At 70.9% G+C, this 19,537-nt stretch carries 20 protein-coding genes; 10 read left to right on the forward strand and 10 right to left on the reverse strand.

Features of this window, described 5'->3' with window-relative positions:
* The 5 genes from VGB75_06740 to VGB75_06760 form a co-directional block, all read left to right on the forward strand.
* Positions 1-1,098: TadA family conjugal transfer-associated ATPase (locus tag VGB75_06740; GenBank protein HEY0166723.1), on the forward strand; the 1,098-nt coding region annotated here is incomplete at its 5' end.
* Positions 1,098-1,934, forward strand: coding sequence for a type II secretion system F family protein (locus VGB75_06745; GenBank protein HEY0166724.1), 837 nt, complete (start codon positions 1,098-1,100; stop codon positions 1,932-1,934). The genes VGB75_06740 and VGB75_06745, both read left to right, overlap by 1 nt.
* Positions 1,931-2,581, forward strand: a complete 651-nt coding sequence (locus VGB75_06750; protein ID HEY0166725.1) for a type II secretion system F family protein — start codon at positions 1,931-1,933, stop codon at positions 2,579-2,581. The genes VGB75_06745 and VGB75_06750 overlap by 4 nt, the downstream gene beginning before the upstream one ends.
* A gap of 208 nt (positions 2,582-2,789) precedes the next feature.
* Positions 2,790-3,695 (forward strand): ABC transporter ATP-binding protein, encoded by a 906-nt coding sequence (locus tag VGB75_06755; GenBank protein ID HEY0166726.1) that lies wholly within the window; start codon positions 2,790-2,792, stop codon positions 3,693-3,695.
* Positions 3,692-4,540: a hypothetical protein gene (locus VGB75_06760; GenBank protein HEY0166727.1), complete on the forward strand. Its 849-nt coding sequence runs from the start codon at positions 3,692-3,694 to the stop codon at positions 4,538-4,540. The genes VGB75_06755 and VGB75_06760 overlap by 4 nt, the downstream gene beginning before the upstream one ends.
* A gap of 124 nt (positions 4,541-4,664) precedes the next feature.
* Here VGB75_06760 and VGB75_06765 read toward each other — a convergent pair whose 3' ends face one another.
* Positions 4,665-5,057 (reverse strand): hypothetical protein, encoded by a 393-nt coding sequence (locus VGB75_06765; GenBank protein HEY0166728.1) that lies wholly within the window; start codon positions 5,055-5,057, stop codon positions 4,665-4,667.
* Between the two features lie 112 nt (positions 5,058-5,169).
* Between VGB75_06765 and VGB75_06770 the strand changes: the two genes are divergently transcribed.
* The 4 genes from VGB75_06770 (at position 5,170) to VGB75_06785 (ending at position 7,294) form a co-directional block, all read left to right on the forward strand.
* Entirely contained in the window at positions 5,170-5,850 is a 681-nt protein-coding gene (locus VGB75_06770) for a DUF998 domain-containing protein (GenBank protein ID HEY0166729.1), read from the forward strand.
* A gap of 435 nt (positions 5,851-6,285) precedes the next feature.
* Positions 6,286-6,501 (forward strand): DUF4244 domain-containing protein, encoded by a 216-nt coding sequence (locus VGB75_06775; protein ID HEY0166730.1) that lies wholly within the window; start codon positions 6,286-6,288, stop codon positions 6,499-6,501.
* A gap of 14 nt (positions 6,502-6,515) precedes the next feature.
* Positions 6,516-6,866 carry a TadE family type IV pilus minor pilin gene (locus VGB75_06780; GenBank protein ID HEY0166731.1) on the forward strand — a complete coding sequence of 117 codons (351 nt, stop codon included), beginning with the start codon at positions 6,516-6,518 and terminating at the stop codon, positions 6,864-6,866.
* Positions 6,863-7,294, forward strand: a complete 432-nt coding sequence (locus VGB75_06785; GenBank protein HEY0166732.1) for an Rv3654c family TadE-like protein — start codon at positions 6,863-6,865, stop codon at positions 7,292-7,294. Before VGB75_06780 ends, VGB75_06785 begins: the two co-directional genes overlap by 4 nt.
* Before the next feature lie 26 nt (positions 7,295-7,320).
* Here the strand turns inward: VGB75_06785 and VGB75_06790 are convergent, their stop codons facing one another.
* Both VGB75_06790 and VGB75_06795 read right to left on the reverse strand, forming a co-directional pair.
* Positions 7,321-9,759 carry a bifunctional salicylyl-CoA 5-hydroxylase/oxidoreductase gene (locus VGB75_06790; protein ID HEY0166733.1) on the reverse strand — a complete coding sequence of 813 codons (2,439 nt, stop codon included), beginning with the start codon at positions 9,757-9,759 and terminating at the stop codon, positions 7,321-7,323.
* An 82-nt stretch (positions 9,760-9,841) separates the two neighbouring features.
* Positions 9,842-11,458 carry an AMP-binding protein gene (locus tag VGB75_06795; protein ID HEY0166734.1) on the reverse strand — a complete coding sequence of 539 codons (1,617 nt, stop codon included), beginning with the start codon at positions 11,456-11,458 and terminating at the stop codon, positions 9,842-9,844.
* Between the two features lie 130 nt (positions 11,459-11,588).
* Here VGB75_06795 and VGB75_06800 point away from each other — a divergent pair, with 130 nt between their 5' ends.
* Positions 11,589-12,440, forward strand: coding sequence for a PaaX family transcriptional regulator C-terminal domain-containing protein (locus tag VGB75_06800; protein ID HEY0166735.1), 852 nt, complete (start codon positions 11,589-11,591; stop codon positions 12,438-12,440).
* A 34-nt stretch (positions 12,441-12,474) separates the two neighbouring features.
* Here VGB75_06800 and VGB75_06805 read toward each other — a convergent pair whose 3' ends face one another.
* The 7 genes from VGB75_06805 to VGB75_06835 all read right to left on the reverse strand — a co-directional run bounded on the left by VGB75_06805 (position 12,475) and on the right by VGB75_06835 (position 19,459).
* Positions 12,475-13,080 (reverse strand): hypothetical protein, encoded by a 606-nt coding sequence (locus VGB75_06805; GenBank protein HEY0166736.1) that lies wholly within the window; start codon positions 13,078-13,080, stop codon positions 12,475-12,477.
* Positions 13,081-13,195: 115 nt separating this feature from the next.
* Positions 13,196-13,597: a RidA family protein gene (locus VGB75_06810; GenBank protein HEY0166737.1), complete on the reverse strand. Its 402-nt coding sequence runs from the start codon at positions 13,595-13,597 to the stop codon at positions 13,196-13,198.
* Between the two features lie 177 nt (positions 13,598-13,774).
* Positions 13,775-14,542 (reverse strand): SDR family NAD(P)-dependent oxidoreductase, encoded by a 768-nt coding sequence (locus VGB75_06815; GenBank protein ID HEY0166738.1) that lies wholly within the window; start codon positions 14,540-14,542, stop codon positions 13,775-13,777.
* On the reverse strand, positions 14,539-15,369 hold the full coding sequence (locus tag VGB75_06820; protein ID HEY0166739.1) for an enoyl-CoA hydratase family protein: 831 nt from the start codon (positions 15,367-15,369) through the stop codon (positions 14,539-14,541). Before VGB75_06820 ends, VGB75_06815 begins: the two co-directional genes overlap by 4 nt.
* On the reverse strand, positions 15,366-16,526 hold the full coding sequence (locus tag VGB75_06825) for an acyl-CoA dehydrogenase family protein (protein HEY0166740.1): 1,161 nt from the start codon (positions 16,524-16,526) through the stop codon (positions 15,366-15,368). Before VGB75_06825 ends, VGB75_06820 begins: the two co-directional genes overlap by 4 nt.
* 115 nt (positions 16,527-16,641) lie before the next feature.
* Positions 16,642-16,932: a hypothetical protein gene (locus tag VGB75_06830; protein HEY0166741.1), complete on the reverse strand. Its 291-nt coding sequence runs from the start codon at positions 16,930-16,932 to the stop codon at positions 16,642-16,644.
* A gap of 118 nt (positions 16,933-17,050) precedes the next feature.
* On the reverse strand, positions 17,051-19,459 hold the full coding sequence (locus tag VGB75_06835) for a DEAD/DEAH box helicase (GenBank protein ID HEY0166742.1): 2,409 nt from the start codon (positions 19,457-19,459) through the stop codon (positions 17,051-17,053).
* Positions 19,460-19,537: the final 78 nt, after the last annotated feature.

Consider the following 19,537-nt stretch of genomic DNA (forward strand, 5'->3'; position numbering starts at 1 on the left):
CTCGGCGAGCTGGCCGGACAGGAATCGGCGCTGCTGCTGGATTCCGGCGGGCGCTCGGAGCTGTCCGGCCGGCTCGCCGCCGAGCTGACCGGCGCGGGCCCGCTGGAGGACTTGCTGGCCGGTGCCGGGGTGACCGACGTGCTGGTCAACGCCCCGGACCAGGTGTGGGTGGACCGGGGGACCGGGCTTGAGCGCGCGCCGGTGCGGTTCGACTCCGACGCGGCCGTGCGTCGCCTGGCCACCCGGCTGGCGGCTCAGGCCGGCCGACGCCTGGATGACGCGGCGCCGTTCGCCGACGCTGTGCTGCCGGACGGAACGCGGCTGCATGCCATCCTGCCGCCGCTGGTGGCCCATCCGACGCTGTCCTTGCGGGTGCTCGCTCGACGCAGGCTGACGATGGGCGACCTGGTCGGGCTGGGCGCCATGCCTGCTGAGCTGGCCGAGCTGCTGGCCGCGCTGGTCCAGGCCAGGCTGACGCTGCTGATCAGCGGTGGCACGGGAACGGGCAAGACGACCCTGCTGGCCGCGTTGCTGGCCACCGTGAGCCCGGTCGAGCGGATCATCACGATCGAGGACACCGCCGAACTCGGGGTGCGCCATCCGCACGTGGTCGCGCTGCTGGCCCGGTCTGCCAATGTCGAGGGCGCCGGCGCCGTCGAGCTGCGCGAGTTGGTGCGCCAGGCGCTACGGATGCGCGCGGACCGCCTGGTCGTCGGAGAGTTCCGAGGTGCTGAGATCGTCGAGCTGCTGGCCGCGCTCAACACCGGCCATGCCGGCGGGGCGGCCACCGTGCACGCCAACTCGGTCACCGACGTGATGGCGCGGCTGGTCGCTCTGGCTGCCCTCGGCGGCATGCCCGCGCAGGCGCTCGCGGCGCAGGCGGCGAGCGCGCTCGATGTGCTGGTGCACATCCGCCGGGCCCGGGACGGGCTGCGCCGGGTCGAACAGGTGGCGCTGTGGCCGGCTGACTCCCTTGCCTGCGAGCCTGGTCTGGCCTGGACCAGGACGGCGGGTGCGGGCCCGGCGGCCGGGGCGTTGCGGTCACTGCTCGAAGCCGCTGAGGTCGAGGTCCCCACCCTGCTGACGGGCGTGGGCTGATGCCTGCGCTGACGCTGGCCCTGCTCGGCGCCGGCCTGTTGGCCGCACCTGCCCCGGCGCTGGCCCAGCGCCGGCTGGAGTGGCTGATCGCCGGCAGAGGCAGCAACCCAGCGCCCCGCCGGGCACGTCGGCTGCCACAGCGGGCGCGGCAGGCGCTGACGGACGGCTGGCTCGGCGGCGCGGTTGCCGGCTCGCTGGCTGGCGTGACTGCGGCGGTCACCGCCGGCCCCGTTCCCGGCCTGCTGGCGGCGATCACCTGCTGGGTGCTGCTCAGGTGCCTCCGGCTGCTCTCGGCCGAGCGCGACGGCGAACGGCGCCGAGCCGAGCTGGCCGCCGCTGTCGGCGCCCTGCAGGACGAGTACGCCGCCGGAGCGACGGTCGCCGCGGCGTTCAGCGCTGCAGCCACGGCCTCGGGACGGTTCGCAGCCGTGCTCGCTCGCGCCGCGACGCTGGCCGATGATGGCAGTGAGGTCGCTGCCGCGCTGCGGACCGACGCCACGCTGGCCTCGCTGGCGGTGGCCTGCGCCGCAGCGGCCAGCAGCGGAGCCCCGCTGAGCCAGCCGTTGGCCGGCGTGCAAGCCGACCTGGCCGCCGATCAGCGGACCTACCGAGCGGTCCGGACGGCGCTGGCCGGACCGCGCAGTTCGGCATTGTTGCTGGCCGGCCTCCCGCTCATCGGCGTCGCGATGGGCGCTGCCATGGGCGCCCATCCCGAGCGGGTGCTGCTGCACACCACCGCCGGCCTGGGCGCGCTCGTCGCCGGAGTGGTGCTCGACCTGACGGGCATGGCGTGGACGCTGGCGCTCAGCCGGCGTGCCCTGCGGGCGTTGGGATGACTCCGCTCTCATGGCTGGCCCTGGCGGTGATGTGGGCAGTGCTGCGGCCCGGGCGCCCCGCGGCGATGGCTCGGCATCGCGACCCAGGGGTTCGGAGCACGGCCGGGTCGCACGAGCGGCGGTCCGTCGGCTGGCTGACAGGCCGGCAGCCGAAGGACCGAGTGGCCGACCGCCCGCCCGACGCGCGCTCTGCGGCATTGGCGCTGGATCTGCTGGTGAGCGCGCTCACAGCCGGCGCGCCACCGGAGCTGGCTGTTGAGGGAGTCGTCGCGGCGGTGCGGCAGCACGGCACAGACAGCCTGCGGCGGGCTGTCGACCCGCTGGACAGGGTAGGCCGGCTGCTGCAGTTGGGCAGCGATCCGGCGGCCGCCTGGGCGACCCTGCACTCGGTTCCCGGTTACAGCCCGGTCGCTGACTGCGGCCGCCGGTGCGCCGCCAGCGGCGCCCGGCTGGCCAGCGGGTTGGCGGCGGTCGCCGTCGAGCTGCGTGCTCGGCATCAGGCCGATGCGCTGGCGCGAGCCGAGCGGGTCGGAGTGTGGTCGCTGCTGCCGCTAGGGCTCTGCTTCCTGCCAGCCTTCGTATGCCTCGGCGTGGTTCCGGTGTTGCTCGGCGTGGCAGGGCAGGTGCTCGGGGGCGTCCCTGGATAAGAAGCTGAATCGGCCGGCCGACTGTCGCGCGCGCGAGGGTGCCTGTCTCGGCCGGCGCTCCGGCGCCGGGTCCCCTCAGCCGAGCTCGGGTCGGCCCTAGCCAGGACGTTGTGCTCTGGGACGAGGGCTGCGTGACCGACAAGCTGGTGTCATGACGTACACCCTGGATCAACACGAGGCGCCTCACCCGTCGACGTCTGTGTGCTCGGTGCCACCCCGGCCCATCGAGGTCAGGGGTTTGAGCAAGCGGTATGGGCGAAAACTAGTCGTCGACAATCTTTCATTCACGGTGCGACCCGGGACGGTGACCGGGTTCTTGGGTCCCAACGGCGCAGGCAAATCGACCACGATGCGTCTCATCCTGGGGCTGGACCGGCCATCGAGTGGTCACTGCACGATCGGCGGGGTCGGCTACGCCAGTCTCATCCGGCCGTTACGCGTCGTCGGCGCGCTTCTCGACGCGGGTGCTGTCCATCCCGGGCGGTCAGCCTTTGACCATCTGCTTTACCTTGCCCAGACCCAGGGGTTGCCCCGCCGGCGGGTCACAGAGGTTCTCGACCTGGTCGGTCTGGCCGACGCGGCCCACGAGAGGGCCGGGGGGTTTTCTCTCGGGATGGGCCAACGGCTCGGGCTGGCCGCTGCCCTGCTCGGTGATCCCCAGGTGCTCGTACTGGACGAACCGGTCAACGGACTCGATCCCGACGGCATCCTCTGGATCCGCGACCTACTCAGACGGCTCGCCTCCGAGGGCCGCACCGTCTTCGTGTCCAGTCACTTGATGAGCGAGATGGCCGTGACCGCCGATCATCTCGTTGTCATCGCCCACGGCCGGCTGCTCGCCGCCTGCAGCACAGCCGAGTTCATCAGGGACGACACCCACCGCTCGGTCCTGGTCCGGTCATCGAATGGCCCAGCGCTGGGTGACCTGATCACCGCTGCCGGCGGGCAGGTCCATACCGAAGCCGACGGGGCGCTGCAGGTGAAATCCATGGACGCCGCCCGGGTGGGCGAGCTTGCCGCCCACGCCGGCCTGGTCCTGTCCGAACTGACGCCGCAGCTCGCCTCGCTCGAAGACGCGTTCATCGAACGCACTCATGCCACGAGTGTCCGATGAGCACCGTCAGCCTGGGCACCGAGCGCGGAACGTCGCAAGAAACGGGCCGGTCGACCCGCCGGGGCGCCACCGCCGGTGTGGTGCTGTCGGAATGGACGAAGCTGCGTTCGTTGCGATCGACCCGGTGGGCGTTGTCGCTGCTCGTCCTGCTGACGTTGGGGTTCACCGCGCTGTTGCTCGGGCTGACGATGGCGCAGTGGGACACCGCCACCGCCGCTCAACGACAATCGCTGACGTCTGATCCGGGCCGGGCCATCCTCGGTTCCGGCTTCCAGTTCAGTCAACTCGCGGTGTGCATTCTGGGCGTACTCCTCGTCACCGGCGAGTATGGCAGCGGCACCATCCGGGCCAGCCTGCTCGCCGTTCCGAAACGCACCCCGATGCTGGTCGCGAAGGCCGGAGTTTTCGCGGCCGTAGTGTTTTTAGTCGGCGAGATCGCTGCCTTTCCCTCGTTTTTTCTCGGCCAGGCGATTATCAGAAGCCGGATCGCAATCTCCCTCAGTGATCCGGGTGTGCTGCGGGCGGTGATCGGCGGCGGCCTGTACCTGTCCCTGCTCGGCACGTTCGCGATCGCGATCGGCACCTTGGTCCGTCACACCGCAGCAGGGGTCACCGGCGTCATCGGCTTCGTGCTGATCCTTGCCCCGCTGACCCAACTGTTGCCCGGCGATATAGGCAGATACGTACACGCCTACATGCCCTCCGAAGCCGGCAGCCTCATCGCCTCCCCGCACCGCGTCTCCGGAGGCGTGCTGTCACCATGGCAGGGCCTCGGGGTGTTTTGCCTCTGGACCCTCGCCCTGCTACTGGCTGCTACGTTTTCGTTGAAGCGCCGCGACGCCTGACCCGAGGGCGCACACCCTCTGAAGGCGAGCGAGGGCCGGTCCAGGCCGACGTGATCAGTGCAATTGAGGCCGGAGTGAGATCCCAGCTACCGTGGGCAGACGTGGCGTATCACAGGCGGGGGCTCTAGTGGCTGGCAAGACTGGCGGGGACGGCGCCCGGCAAGATCAGGCAGCCGAGGACCGAGACAGAGCCGCCAACCGCCGAGACGACGCGGCCTACCAGCGCGACCGGACAGCCGAGCAGCGTGATCACGGCGCCGTCCTCCGCGATGACGAAGCAGCCGATCGTGATAGGGCGGCCGAGGAGTCCGAGCGACTTCTTGGATCCGCGGTCAGCGCGGACACGCTGCGCCGATCCGCCTCGGGGCGGAAAGAGGCTGCGACCGATCGGCGCAGCGCTCGAGGGGATCGCAGGGCCGGAGCTCTCGAACGCACCAATGCAGAACGCGACCGTCACAGCGCGCTTACCGATCGCGCTGCATCCGAGCGCGAACGTGAAGCCCCGAGCCAGTGACATCCCGGACCCGCGTCGCAACGTCAGAACCGAAATCCCGCGTTGACCGCTAGTTCCAGCCACGCGAGGACGTTCGGCACTACCCATCATCGGTGGACCGATACCACGATGAACTATGACGACTGGCGCCCCTGCCGCGGTGTCCCTGCCCACGGCCTCTCGCTCCACCGCCCTGCCCGGCGTACTGCTCTTCGCCGGCGCCGCGGCGGTGCTGATGGGCATAATCACCGCCGAAGCCCTCTACCCGGTGACCGTCCACTACAACACCCACACAAGCAGCGTCAGCGATCTCGCGGCGATGCGACCGGACAACGTCGTACGGCAACCGTCGGCGATGGTCTTCAACGCCACCATGGTGCTGGCGGGACTGGCCTTCGCAGTCTCGGTGCATCTCCTTCAGCAAGAGGGCCACGGGAGAAGGCTGACGATACCGCTGGCATTTCTCGGATTGGGAATGATCGGTGTGGGATTAGTCCCCGGCAATCACCTCGCGCTGCACACGCTGTTCGCCATGATCGCTTTTGTGTCAGGTGGTGTCGGAGCGTTACTCACCGCCAAGTCGCACGCCGGGCCGCTTCGCGTCATCTTCCGATGCCTCGGCATCGTCTCCCTCACCTCTCTGGCGGTTGGAACGTTTCTCATCGAGTGGGCGCCGGTGGCCCGATTGGGGGAGGGAGGCGCTGAGCGATGGGTCATCTACCCCGTCATCTTGTGGGTGATCGCGCTCAGTGTCGTGCTCTTGACCGCCAACGAACGTGACGCCGGTGAGATACCCCGGATGCGATCCCAGGGCTGAGTGAGCGGGCCGAGCATTAGGCCGAGATCGCCGTGACTTGTTCGGCTCCAGCCCGGATGCCACGCAGGATCATCCCCTAGCTCAGGACGAAGCCGACTCTCGGCAAATTTGACTAGCAAGGGCCCCACCGTCGCGTGTGCCGACGCCGTTCGCGCGCGAGGAGGCGGCGTCCTGCCATCGGCGTTCACGCTGAGCACGAACGCCGACGGTGAACTCGTACGGCTAGGCGCCATTCACGCGCCTGTGGGCCCCCACCCACGGTCGTAACTTGTCGGAGGTACCCCGTGCGAGAGCGCAGGGGTGCCCGCGGTCGCGGCGGTTGCCCACAGGCTGATGTGTCATCCACATCCGAAACCGAGACGCCGACATGGCCGGCGCGGGCTGCCAGGCTCGAAACGTGCCTCAGGTTGGGACACACCGTCGAAGGAGTTGAGCATGGGCGCTGTGGACAGAATTTACCGGCGATACAAACGGGCAGTGGCGCGGCGGCTGGAAGACGGCGCCGAGGCCGGTATGACAACCGCGGAATACGCGGTCGGCACGGTGGCTGCGGTGGCCTTCGCGGCGGTCCTGCTCAAGGTGGTGCGCAGCTCAGCAGTGCAGGCCGCGCTGTCGCACATCCTCACCTCGGCGCTGAACGTCTCGCTGTGATCGGCAGGCGGCAGATGCGGGCCAGTTCCGACGCGGGCATGGTGACCGCCGAGACCGCGATGAGTTTGCCGGTGCTGCTCATGCTGACGCTGGCGGGGGTCGCCGCGGTCAGCGTCGGCCAGGCTCGGATGCGCTGCGTCGACGCAGCCAGTGAGGCGGCCAAGGCGATCGCCCGGGGCGACCCGGGTTCGGCCGCCGAGCGAGCCCGGTCAGCGGCCGGCCGGCCGGTGACGCTGAGCACCACCGCAGGGGCCCTCGACACCACGGTGACGGTGCGGCTGACGCTGCGCCCGGTGAGCTGGCTGCCGCCGGTGGCCATCACCGAGACCGCGGTGGCAGCCACCGAGCCCGGGGTAGCCCCGTGAGCTGCCGGTCAGACCGCGGGGCTGCCACCGTCTGGGTGCTCGGCTTCAGCTCGGTGATCCTCATCCTTGCCTTGGTGGCGGCAGCCCGCGGATCGGCCGTGCTGGCGCGGCACCGGTTGGAAGGGGCGGCAGATCTGGCGGCGCTGGCCGCGGCTCACCAGATCGGCCGGGTGGAGCAGCCGTGCGCGACCGCGGCCCGGGTCGCCGCGGCCAATGCCGCGGTCCTGGTGTCGTGCTCTGCCCGGCTGGACGCCTCCGGGCGCAGTGGCAGTGTCGCGGTGCGACTCAGCCGCCTGGTCTCCTTTCCACTGCTGGGCGCCCGGACGGTGTCCTCGCGATCCCGGGCCGGACGCCAACCCTGGCAGGGTAGGTCGGCAGCCACGGTCCGGCCGGCGCGAGCCGAGGGTGACGGCGAGGGTACGTGGTGAGCCGCGCGTCGGCCGAGGCACTCGGCTCAGCGGGCCGGCCGCCAGCGGGCGTGCCGGGTGCCGGCTTCCGGTTGGCGGAGCAGGGTCAGCCGTGGCCGGGGACCGTCGGTGCGGCCGGTCGGCGGTTTCCGGCTGCCGGCCCGGTACTGCACCGGCCAGTCCGCGCCGGCGCCGCGGTACTCCTGCTCGGCGGCGGCGTGCAGCGTCCAGTGCGGGTCATACAGGTGGGGCCGGCCGACGGCGACCAGGTCGGCGCGACCAGCCAGCAGCACCGAGTTGACGTCGTCATAGGAGGCGATGGCGCCCACCGCGATCACCGCGACGCCGTAGCGCTCGCCCACGTCGTTGCGGATCCGGTCGGCGTACGGCGTCTGGTAGCTGCGCCCGAAGGCCGGCTTCTCCTCCTTGACCACCTGACCGGTGGAGACGTGGATGGCGTCGGCGCCGTGCTCGGCGAACGCCTCGGCGATTGCGACCGCCGCCTCGACGTCGTTGCCGCCCTCGTGCCAGTCGGTCGCCGAGATCCGCACGCTGATCGGGCGCTCGGCCGGCCACGCGGCGCGCACCGCGTCGAAGACCTCGAGCGGGAAGCGCAGCCGGTTGGCCAACTCGCCGCCGTAGTGATCGGTGCGGACGTTGGACAGCGGGGAGAGGAACGAGGAAAGCAGGTAGCCGTGCGCGCAGTGCAGCTCGAGCATGTCGAAGCCGGCGCGGGCGCCCGCCTCGGCAGCGGCTACGAAGTCCGCCTTGATCTCGTCCAGCTCGGCCTCGGTCAGCTCGCGCGGCGCGGGGTTGGCCGGCGTGTAGGGCAGCGGTGACGGGCCGACGATCTCCCAGTTGCCCTCAGGCAGCGGCTCGTCGATGCCCTCCCACATCAGCTTGGTCGAGCCCTTGCGGCCGGAGTGGCCGAGCTGAAGGCCGATCTTGGCGGTGCTGCTGCGGTGAACGAAGTCCGTCACCCGCGCCCACGCCTGCTCCTGCTCGGGGGTGTAGATGCCCGTGCAGCCCGGGGTGATCCGCGCCGTGGGTGAGACGCAGACCATCTCGGTCATCACCAACCCGGCGCCGCCGAGCGCCCGGGCGCCCAGGTGCACCAGGTGAAAGTCCCCGGGCATCCCGTCGACTGCCGAGTAGGTGTCCATCGGCGAGACCACGACCCGGTTCTTCAGCTCAAGCTGACCGAGCCGGAACGGGTGGAACATCGGCGGGCAGGCGCCGGCCGCCGCTGGGGTCTCCTGCTCAAGTGGGCCTCGCCGGTCAGGCCGGCCGGCCTGGGCGGCCCCGTCAACCCCGTGCCGATCACGTTCGTGCCGCGCGAACCAGGCGTCCATGCCTGCGAGGAACTCCGGGTCGCGCAGCCGCAGGTTGTCATAGGTGATGCGGCGGCTGCGGGTCACGATGTTGAACGCGAACTGCTCCATCGGCTGGTCGACGTAGTGCCTGATGTTCTCGAACCAGTCCAGGCTGGCTTGGGCCGCACGCTGTGTCGAGAGCACCACCGGACGCCGCTCGGCCTCGTAGGCCTGCAGGGCAGTCTGGACGTCGGGATGCTCGTGCAGGCAGGCGACGAGCGCGAGCGCGTCCTCCATCGCCAGCTTGGTGCCCGAGCCGATCGAGAAGTGCGCGGTGTGCGCGGCGTCGCCGAGCAGCACCACGTTGCCGTTTCGCCAGGTGTCGTTGGAGATCGTGGTGAAGCTCTGCCACTTGGAGTTGTTCTTCAGGATCTGGTGGCCCTGCAGGATGTCGCCGATCAGCTCCTGGACCCGGGCCACGGACTTCTCGTCGCTGACTCCCGGCGCGAACGTGGTCGAGGCCGACTCGTCGAACCCGGCCCGGCGCCAGACGTCGTCGTGCATCTCGACGATGAAGGTGCTGCCGGTGGCGTCATAGGGGTAGCCGTGCACCTGCATGACCCCGTACGGCGTCTGGCAGATGTAGAACTTGAAGGCCTCGAACACCAGGTCGGTGCCCAGCCACATGTACTTGTTGCGGCCCACCTCCAGCGACGGCCTGAAGACGTCGGCGTACTTGATGCGCACCGCCGAGTTCGCGCCGTCGCAGGCCAGCACCAGGTCATAGTCCCGGCTGAGGGTGTCGACATCGGGCGCCTCAGTGCGGAACCGGACGTCCACCCCGAGCTCGGCGCAGCGCTCCTGCAGCAGCTGAAGCAGCGTCTTGCGGCTCATGGCCGCGAAGCCCTGGCCGCCGACGGTGGTCAGGGCGCCGCGGAAGTGGATGTCGATGTCGTCCCAGCGCGCGAACTGCTCGGCCATCCGGGCGTAGATCACCGGGTCGGCGTGCTCGATGCCGCCGAGGGTCTCGTCGCTGAACACGACGCCGAAGCCGAAGGTGTCCTCGGCGGCGTTGCGCTCCCACACCCGGATCTCGGCCTCGGGGTCCAATGCCTTGGCGAGCGCGGCGAAGTACAGCCCGCCCGGGCCGCCGCCGATGACTGCGATACGCATGCGTCGTCGTTCCTTCCTGCGCTCGAGCGCCGTGCCAGCCGGACGCTGTTTGCCGGCTGGCACGGCCGATTCGGGGAGCGCGTCAGCGCGCGGCTTCGGACTGACGAAGCCGGAAGCGCTGAACCTTGCCGGTAGAGGTGCGCGGCAGCGCCGCGGCGAACTCGATGGAGCGTGGGTACTTGTAGGGCGCGATCGTCTGCTTGGTGAAGTCCTGCAGCTCGGTGACCTTCATCGCGTCCTGGGCGGCGCCCTCGCGCAGGACCACGACGGCGTGCACGGTCGAGCCGCGTTCGGCGTCAGGCCGGCCCACCACCGCGCACTCCACCACGTCCGGGTGCTGCTCCAGGGCCCGCTCGACCTCGGGCGCGGCGATGTTGTACCCCGAGGAGACGATCATGTCGTCACTGCGGGCCTGGTACCAGAAGTAGCCGTCAGCGTCGCGGATGTAGGTGTCGCCGGTGACGTTCCACCGGTGCTGGACGTAGACCGCCTGCCGCGGGTCGGCCAGGTAACGGCAGCCGGTCGGCCCTACGACGGCCAACCGGCCGGCAGTGCCGTCCGGCGCCGGGTTGCCCTCGGCGTCGAGCACCGCCGCGGTGTAGCCCGGCACCGCCTTGCCGGTCGCGCCCGGGCGGATGTCGCCGTCGGCCGCCGAGATGAACACGTGCAGCATCTCGGTGCTGCCGATGCCGTCGATGAGCTCGATGCCGGTCTTGTCGCGCAGTTCCTGCCACACCGGCTGGGGGAGGTGCTCGCCGGCCGACACCGCGCGCCGCACGCTGGCCAGCCGGTGCTGCTGCCCGGCTCGCAGGATCGCCCGGTAGGCAGTCGGCGCGGTGAACAGCACGCTCGCGCCGAAGCGTTCGACGGCCTCGGCGAGCTCGGTGGGGGTGGCCCGTTCGATCAGCAGCGTCGAGGCCCCGATCCGCAGCGGGAACACCAGCAGGCCGCCGAGGCCGAAGGTGAAGGCCAGCGGCGGCGTGCCGGTGAAGACGTCGTCGGGCCGGCCGGCCACGATGTGCTTGCCGAACGTGTCGGCGATCGCCAGCACGTCGCGGTGAAAGTGCATCGTCGCCTTCGGGGTCCCGGTCGTGCCCGAGGTCGGCGCCAGCATCGCGACGTCGTCGGCCGCGGTGTCGACGTTGGTGAAATCGGTCGGCTTGCCCGCGCATTTGCCGATCAGGTCCTCGGCGTCCCCGCCGCCGTACAGCAGCACCTGCATCTCGCCGGCCGCGGTCGCCAGATCGGTGGCGAACCGGTGATCGCACAGCGCCAGGTTGGCGCGGGTCAGCTCGATCAGCGGGGTGATCTCGCCGCTGCGCAGCATCGGCACAGTGGTCACCACCACGCCGCCGGCCTTGAGCACCGCGAACCAGCAGGCCACCAGCCACGGGTTGTTCGGCCCGCGCAGCAGGACCCGATGGCCGGGCAGCAGGCCGGCGTCCGCACTGAGGTAATGGGCCAGTTGGTTGGCGCGGGCCAGCAGCTGGCCGTAGCTCCAGGACTCCTGCGCGCTGTGCAGGGCCGGACGGTCGGCGCCGTGCTGGGCCACCACCTCGTCGAGCAGCGCCGCGGCGCAGTTGAGCCGCTGCGGGTAACGCAGCTCCGGAAGCTCGAAGGAGAAGTCGGGCCACTGCTCCTGCGGCGGCAGGTTGTCCCGGCAGAACGAGTCAACGTGCGCTGACGGGGAGAGCTCCATTGCGGTCGCCTCCTTCTCCACGGGGCCTTTGCCAGTATGCTCTAGTTGTGACGACAGTCAAGAACACGCGATACTTCGATATCGGCCGGATTGGCGACCGCGGGTTGCGATGAGCAGCGACGCAAAGCTGATGAGCAGCGACGCAAAGCCGAAAGGCCTCCAGGACGACTCGATCGCCGAGGCCCAGCCCCGTCAACTGATCGTCACGGTCTACGGCCTGTACGCGCGCGAGAAGCCGAACTGGCTGCCGATCGCCTCGGTGGTGCGACTGATGAGCGACCTGGGTGTGGACAGCCAGGCGGTGCGCTCCTCGATCTCCCGGCTCAAGCGCCGCGACACCCTGCACAGCCTGCGGATCGGCGCGGCCGCCGGGTACGCGCTCTCACCGTCCACCCTGGAGGCGATGCGCGAGGGCGATCGGCGGATCTTCGACCAGCGGCACGCCAGCCTGGCCGACGGATGGGTGCAGGTCGTCTTCACGGTGCCGGAGGCCGAGCGGGGCAAGCGGCATGAGCTGCGGACCAGGCTGGCCAGGCTCGGTTTCGGCCCGGTCGCCCCCGGCGTCTGGCTGGCGCCGGGGGCGCTGGCAGACGAGGTCAGCGAGGTGCTGGCCCGCCAGCGGCTGTCCGGCTACGTCGACATCTTCTGCGGCCAGTACCTCGGCTACGCCGAACTGGCCGGCCGGGTGCGGGACTGGTGGGATCTGGATGACCTCGCCGCGAAGTACGCCCAGTTCCTCGGCCACTACCGGCCGGTCAGGCGCCGGCTGGCCAGCCGGCCGCCGGCAGGCGGCGAGGCCTTCGCCGAGTACGTCCGGATGGTGACCGCGTGGCGGCGGCTGCGCTACCTCGATCCCGGCCTGCCGGCCGAGGTGCTGCCCGCTCGCTGGGACGGCGTCGCGGCGGCGAAGTTGTTCGGCGAGCTCAGCGACGCGTTGCGCCAGCCGGCGCACCGGCACGTGCTGCGCGCGATTCACGACTGAGGCGCCTTGCGCCTGCTGGACCGGTGGGCACAGCCTAGGGACTGCGACTTCCCTCCGGCGCGAGAAAATCTCCGTGCTTGGGCGCCTGCCGGTCTTCGGGGTGGATGACTTCCTTCGACCGGAAGGCGGGAATCAGCGAACCCACCACCGCGACGCCACACCCGATCGTGATCAGGAAAAGCCCTGGCTCAATGCTGGAGGAGACCGCATTGGTCCTCATAGCGAGGCCGAAGGCCCGTACGAGCGCTGAATCCGTCCCCTCCATCTCAGTGCCAGGGTCATCATCGAAGACCGACCACAATGAGCCGACCACCAGCGCGACGGGAACCAGCGACACAAGCGAGATGACTCGCCACAAGGCGCCAAGGCCTCGAATGCGAGTCGCGAACAACGCGAGGGCGCACAGCGCCACGACGCCGCTGATGACCAGGATGGTGGGGCCGAAATCAGACAGCGAGCCGTCAGAGGTGATCGTCTGGTCGAAGCCAAATTCATGACTTCCCCCATACGGCAACGTTTCCTTGTTCGTGCCCCCGACCTCGAACCGACCCCACGGCAGGGTCGAGCCGAATGCCATCAAGACGACACCGTTCAGCATGACGATCCCGGCCAGGCCGTTGTTGCGGCGATGCCTGAACATCGTTCCCCCTAGGACAATCTGCAAAAAAGAAACTTAGTAACCCAGATGACGCGCCTATCGGTCAACTCCATCGCCTTCGCTGGCGACGGTGATGATTGCTCTGCCTCAGGTTTTCTTAGCGCGGGATCTCGGCCACGCCCTGCAGCTCGATGAGAGCTTCCTCGTCCCACAACCGCGCTATGCCGATGCCGGCCATCGCCGGGTACTCGGTGCCGGCCAGTCGCCGCCAGACCGCGCCGATCTCGCGGGCATTGGCCCGGTAGTCGGCGACGTCGACGATGTAGATCGTGACGGTGGCCAGGTGCTCGGGGCCGCCGCCGGCGGCGGCCAGCGCGGTCAGCAGGTTGCTCAGCGCCTGCTCGAACTGCTCGACGATCGTGTCGCCGACGATGGCGCCGGCCTTGTCGAGCGCGGTCTGCCCGGCCAGGTAGACCCGCGCGGTGTCGGTGGCGCGCACCGCGTGCGCGAACCCCGACGGCCGGCCGAGCTCCTCGGGATTGATCCGCTCCAAAGTCATGCTTTCCCCTGCTCTTCGCGCGAGCGCTCATCGCGCCGATTCGCTCCGGTCCATCTTCGCGGTGCTCGCACTGCGGAGCTCAGCTCCTCGCTCATGCTTTCCCCTGCTCTTCGCGCGAGCGCTCATCGCACCGATTCGCTCCGGTCCTCGCTCGCTGGGGCTCGCTGCGATCCTCGCTCATGACTGCACCGATCCTCCGTCTACGTTGATTCCCTGGCCGGTCACCGCGGCGTTGGCCAAGCAGAACCGCACGGCGTCGGCCACCTCGTCGGGCTCGATCAACCGCCCGATCGGCTGCCTGCGGGCCAGCGTGGCGCGCGCGTCGTCTGTGCCGCGACCGCTGCGGGCGGCGATCGCCTCGATGGTCGCATCGGTCATCGGGGTGTCGACGTAACCGGGGCAGACGGCGTTGACGGTCACCCCGGAGCGGGCCAGCTCGGCGGCCGCCGCGCGCACCAGGCCGAGCACGCCGTGCTTGGACGCGGTGTAGGCCGCCACCTGCGCCTCGCCGCGCTTGGCCACCACCGAGGCGATGACGACGATCCGGCCCCAGCCGCTGCCGGTCATCGACGGCAGCGCCCGGCGCATCAGCCGGAACGGGGCGGTGAGGTTGAGCTCGAGCATCCGGGCCCAGTCATCGTCGGAGGTGTCGACGATCGCGGCGGCGGTCCCGGCGCCCGCATTGCAGACCAGCACCTCGACCGGCCCCCATTCCCGTTCGATCCGGCTGAAGGCGGCCTCGATGGCGTCGGCGTCGGTCACATCGGCCGGCACGGTGAGGCTCGGTCCCGGCAGTCCGGCGCCGACCTCGTCCAGGGTGGCGCCGTCGCGACCGAGCAGCGCCACCCGGTGGCCCTCGCGTGACAGCGCCAGGGCGACCGCCGCGCCGATCCCGCGGCTGGCGCCGGCGACCAGGCAGATCCGCCCGGCCTCAGGGGCCGTCAACGCCCGGTCCAGCGGGGCGGCCGGCGCTCGTTGAACGCCGCGTGAAACTCGGCGTGGTCATCGGTGGTCATCAGCAGCGCCTGGGTCATGGCGTCCAGCTCCATCGCGCCGGCCAGCGACATGTCCAGCTCGCGGGTGATCAGCGCCTTGGTCTGGGCGTAAGCCAGGCTCGGCCCCTCGGCCAGCCGGGTGGCCAGCTTGGCGACCGCGGCGTCCAGCTCGTCGTCGTCGACCAGCTCGCTGACCAGGCCGTACTTCTCGGCGGTGGCGGCGTCGATCGTGTCGCCGAGCATGAGCAGTTGGGTGGCCCGGCCGGCGCCGACCATCCGGGGCAGCAGGTAGGCCGCGCCCATGTCACCGCCGGACAGCCCCACCTTGGTGAACAAGAAGGCGAAGCGAGCCGACCGGGTCACCACCCGGAAGTCCGAGGCCAGCGCCACCACCGAGCCTGCGCCGGCCGCGATGCCCTGGATGCCGGACACGATCGGGACCGAGACCTCGCGCATCGCCCGGATCAGGTCGCCGGTCATCTTGGTGAACGCCATCAACTCGCGCGGGCGCATCTTGATCAGCTCGCCGATGATCTCGTTGACGTCGCCCCCGGCGCAGAAGGCCTTGCCGGCGCCGCGGATCACCAGCACCCGCACGTCGTCGCGGTAGGGCAGCTGCAGCACCAGGTCGCGCAGGTCGGCGTAACTCTCAAAGGTCAGCGGGTTGAGCTTCTCGGGCCGGTTGAGCGTCACCGTGGCGATGCCGTCGGCCACCGCGAAGTCGAAGTGCTGCCAGTCCTCGGTGAGCGGCACGGAGGCCCGGAACCTGTTCGTCATGCCTGCTCGGCCCTTTCGCTGGTCGCGGCCTGCGTCAGTGAGCGGCCGATGATGGTGCGCTGCACCTCGGAGGCGCCTTCATAGATCCGCGGCGCGCGGACGTCGCGGTACAGCCGCTCGAGCAGGTGGCCGCGTTGCAGGGCCCGGGCCCCGTGCAACTGCACGGCCGCGTCGACGACGAACTGGGCGCTCTCGGTGGCGAACAGCTTGGCCATCGCCGCCTTGCGGGTGAGCAGCTCGGCAGCGGCGCCGGCGTCATAGGCCGCGGCCGCGGCGTAGACCAGCAGCCGGCTGGCCTCGACCCGGGTTGCCATCTCGGCGAGCAGGTGGCTGACCGCCTGCTGGTCGCTGAGCACGCCGCCGAAGGCCTGCCGGCTGGTCGTGTGCTCGATGGCGGCGTCCAGGGCGGCCTGGGCCATGCCGACCGCGAAGGCGCCGACGCTGGGACGCAGCACGTCGAGCGTGCGCATCGCGACCTTGAAGCCCGCGTCCACCTCGCCCAGGACGTCGGCCCGCTCGACCCGGACGCCGTCGAAGGTCAACCGGCCGATCGCGTGCGGCGCCAGCATGTCCAGTGCCTGGCCGGTCAGGCCCGGCGCGTTCCCGGCGACCACGAAGGCGGTGATGCCGCGGGCGCGGGCGTCGGCGGTGGTGCGGGCGAACACCGTGTAGACGTCGGCCTCGGGGGCGTTGGAGATCCAGGTCTTCTCACCGGTCAGCCGCCATCCCTCGCCCTCGGGCTCGGCCCGCAGTCCCAGCGCGGCGGCGTCGGAGCCGGCCTCGGCCTCTGACAGCGCGAACGAGGCCACCACGGTGCCCGCGGCCACGCCCTCGCGGTAGCGCTCGGCGACCGGCTCATTGCCGAAGAGCACGAACGGATAGCTGCCCAGGGCCTGCAACGCCAGCGCCGTCTCGGCGTCGGTGCAGACCGTGGCAAGGGTCTCGCGCAGCAGGCAGAGCTCCATGGCCGCGGCTGAGCGCCCGGTCGGGCCGAACAGCCGGCTGAGCAACCCGTGGCTGCCCATCGCCTCCAGCAGCGGCCTGTTCACCCGGCCCTCGACGCCCTGCTCGGCAAGCGGGACCAGCGACTGCACGGCGACCTCTCGCACCTGCCGCACGTACGCTCGTTGCTCGTCGGTCAGTGCGAAGGCGGACATGGGTCTCCTGAGGACGAGGGTGATCGCGCGCTGCTGAGGCACGCCGCGACCGGAACGAGCCTAGCGAATTCGGGACGACCGTCAACGCGACGCGATACGCGTGCGGAGCGGGTCCTCACTCGATGTCGAAGTCCTCCGCCTTCAGCGCTGCCACCGCGTCGGACTCCTGCGCTTGGGGCACCCACAAGGTGATGACCGAATAAGAGGAACCGTCGACCACCTGCACGGTGTTGAGCGCCAGGTGCGCGATGTCGGTGCTGCTGGGCAGCGAGACGACGCCACCGGACAGGGCTGCCTGAATCCGCTGCAGGCTCTCCTCCTCCGGCGAACCGGGTCGAGCCTGGGTCGCGAAGCGGACCCCAGGCGTTCCAGCGCTGAAGTCAGCGGTCCGCGTCACCGTGTTCACTGCGCCTCCTCGGTGCTCACTGCGTCTCTCGTGGTGGGACAAGCGCCCCGCTGACTATCCGCCCCGGCTGACTATCCGCTGCTGCGGGGACGAGCGGTAGCCCCCGGACGCGAGGCGATCACCGGGTGATCACCCGTGACAGCACCGCGTCGAGCACCAGTAAAGCCCCGGCCTTGTCCAGCGGGTGATTGCCGTTGCCGCACTTGGGCGACTGGATGCAGGACGGGCAGCCGGTCAGGCACTCGCAGCCGGCGATGGCCGCCCGGGTGGCGGCCAGCCAGTCGGGCAGCACCGCATGACCGCGCGCCGCGAAGCCCGCGCCGCCAGGATGGCCGTCGTAGACGAAGACGGTGGGCCGGCCGGTGTCGGCGTGCTGGGCGGTGGACACGCCGCCGATGTCCCAGCGGTCACAGCTGGCGAACAGCGGGAGCAACCCGATGGCGGCGTGCTCGGCGGCGTGCAGAGCGCCGGGAAGCCCGGGCTGATCCAGTCCGGCCTCGGCGACACAGGCCTCGTCCAGGGTGTACCAGACGGCTTTGGTGACCAGCCGCTGCAGCGGCATGTCCAGCGGCGTCTCGTCCAGCAGCTCACCGCTGAACCGGCGGCGCTGGTAGCTGACGACCTGGTGAGAGACCTCGACCGTGCCGAACTGAACGCTGACCCCGTCCAGCATGGCGCTCTGCTCGGTGGCCAGGATCGCGATGTCGGTGATCTCCTGCGCGCAGGTGGTCCACGGCGGCTCCTCCGGACGCACCAGCGCCGCCCCGTGCTCTAAGTCCAACTCCTCCACCACGAACGAGCTGCCCTGGTGCAGGTACACCGCCGCCGGATGCACGGTGGCCGGGGCGGTGCCGGCGTCTACGGTGCCCAGCAGCGAGCCGGAGGCCGACTCCACCACCGTGACCGGCTGACCGGCGCCGCGCAGGTTCGCGCTCGGGCGGTTGCGGTCGGTCCAGAACCAGCCGGCCGGCCGCCGGCGCAGCAGCCCCCGTTCCACCAGCGCGGCCAGCACCGGCTCGGCCGCCGGGCCGCCGAACAGCTCGACGTCGGCGGGGGTCAACGCCAGCTCGGCCGCCGCGCAGCACAGTTGCGGGCCCAGCACGTGCGGGTTGGCCGGGTCGGTCACGCTCGCCTCCACCGGCCGGGCGAAGATGGCCGCCGGGTTGTTCACCAGGTAGGTGTCCAGCGGGTCGTCGCGGGCGACGAAGACCACCAGCGCGTCCTGGCCGCGGCGCCCGGCCCGACCGGCCTGTTGCCACAGCGAGGCCAGCGTTCCGGGATAGCCGGCCAGCACCACCGCGTCCAGGCCGGTGATGTCGATGCCCAGCTCCAGAGCGTTCGTGGTGGCCACCCCCAGCAGCTCGCCGCTGGTCAGCGAGCGCTCCAGCGCCCGGCGCTCCTGGGCCAGGTAGCCGCCCCGGTAGGCGGCGACCCGGTCTGCCAACTCGGCCGCGCCGGCCTCGACCAGGTGGTTCTTGGCGCTCAGCGCGGTGAGCTCCGCGCCGCGCCGGGACCGCGTGAACACCAGGGTGCGCGCGCCGGCGATCACCAGGTCGGCCAGCAGGCGGGCGGCCTCGGACCCGGCGGCCCGCCGGATCGGCGCTGGCTGCTCAGCGTCCTGGCTGCTGCCCCGCACCGCCAGCGGCGGCTCCCACAACGCGAAGGTCCGCGGGCCTCGCGGCGAGCGGTCCGAATCCACCGTCCGCACCGGCAGCCCGACCAGCCGCGAGGCCGACTGCCCGGGGGTGGCCGAGGTCGCCGAGGCCAGCACGAACACCGGCGCGGCGCCGTAGGCCGCGCACAGCCGGCGCAGCCTGCGCAGCACCAGCGACACGTGGGAGCCGAACAGGCCCCGGTAGTGGTGGCACTCGTCGATCACCACGAACCGCAGCCGGCGCAGGAAGCCGGAGTACCGCTGGTGCTGGGGCAGCAGCGTCCGGTGCAGCAGGTCGGGATTGGACAGCACCACGTTGGCGTGCTGGCGAATCCAGTCCCGCTCCTCGAACGGGGTGTCGCCGTCCAGGGTGGCCGCCCGGAGACCGGGCAGGCCCAGGGCGCTCAGCGCGCGGTGCTGGTCGGCGGCCAGGGCTTTGGTGGGGGACAGGTACAGCGCTCGGGACCTGCTCTCGGCCAGCACCGCCGACAGCATCGGCAGCTGGTAGGCCAGCGACTTGCCCGACGCCGTGCCGGTGGCGATCACCACCGAGTCCCCTGCCCAGGCGTGCTCGGCTGCCTCGACCTGATGCGGCCAGGGCGCGTCGATGCCGGTGGCCGCCAGCGCGGCGAGGAGCTCTGGCGCTGCCCAGGACGGCCAGGCAGCCGGGGTCAACGGGCGTGGCTGAACCTGCTCGACGTGGCGCAGCGGCGTCTCGCCGGGCGGGCAGCCGGTGAGCAGGGCGGCCAGCAGCGGGTGCTCGGTGTCGATCGGTCTCCTCCTGCCTGTTGAGGCTGCCTGCTCGCGCCGGCGCGTTCGGCCGGCTCTCCATTCTGGGCTCTCGCCGAGGTGGCGCGCGCCAGGTCGGGCCAGCGCGCCGACCGCCGGGAGATGACCTGCGCGTAAGCGCTACCAGCCGTCGGGCGGAACGTATGCTCACCAGCACGAACT

It is taken from the genome of Jatrophihabitans sp. (assembly GCA_036399055.1).
In the GTDB taxonomy this organism is placed as follows: Bacteria; Actinomycetota; Actinomycetes; order Mycobacteriales; family Jatrophihabitantaceae; genus Jatrophihabitans_A.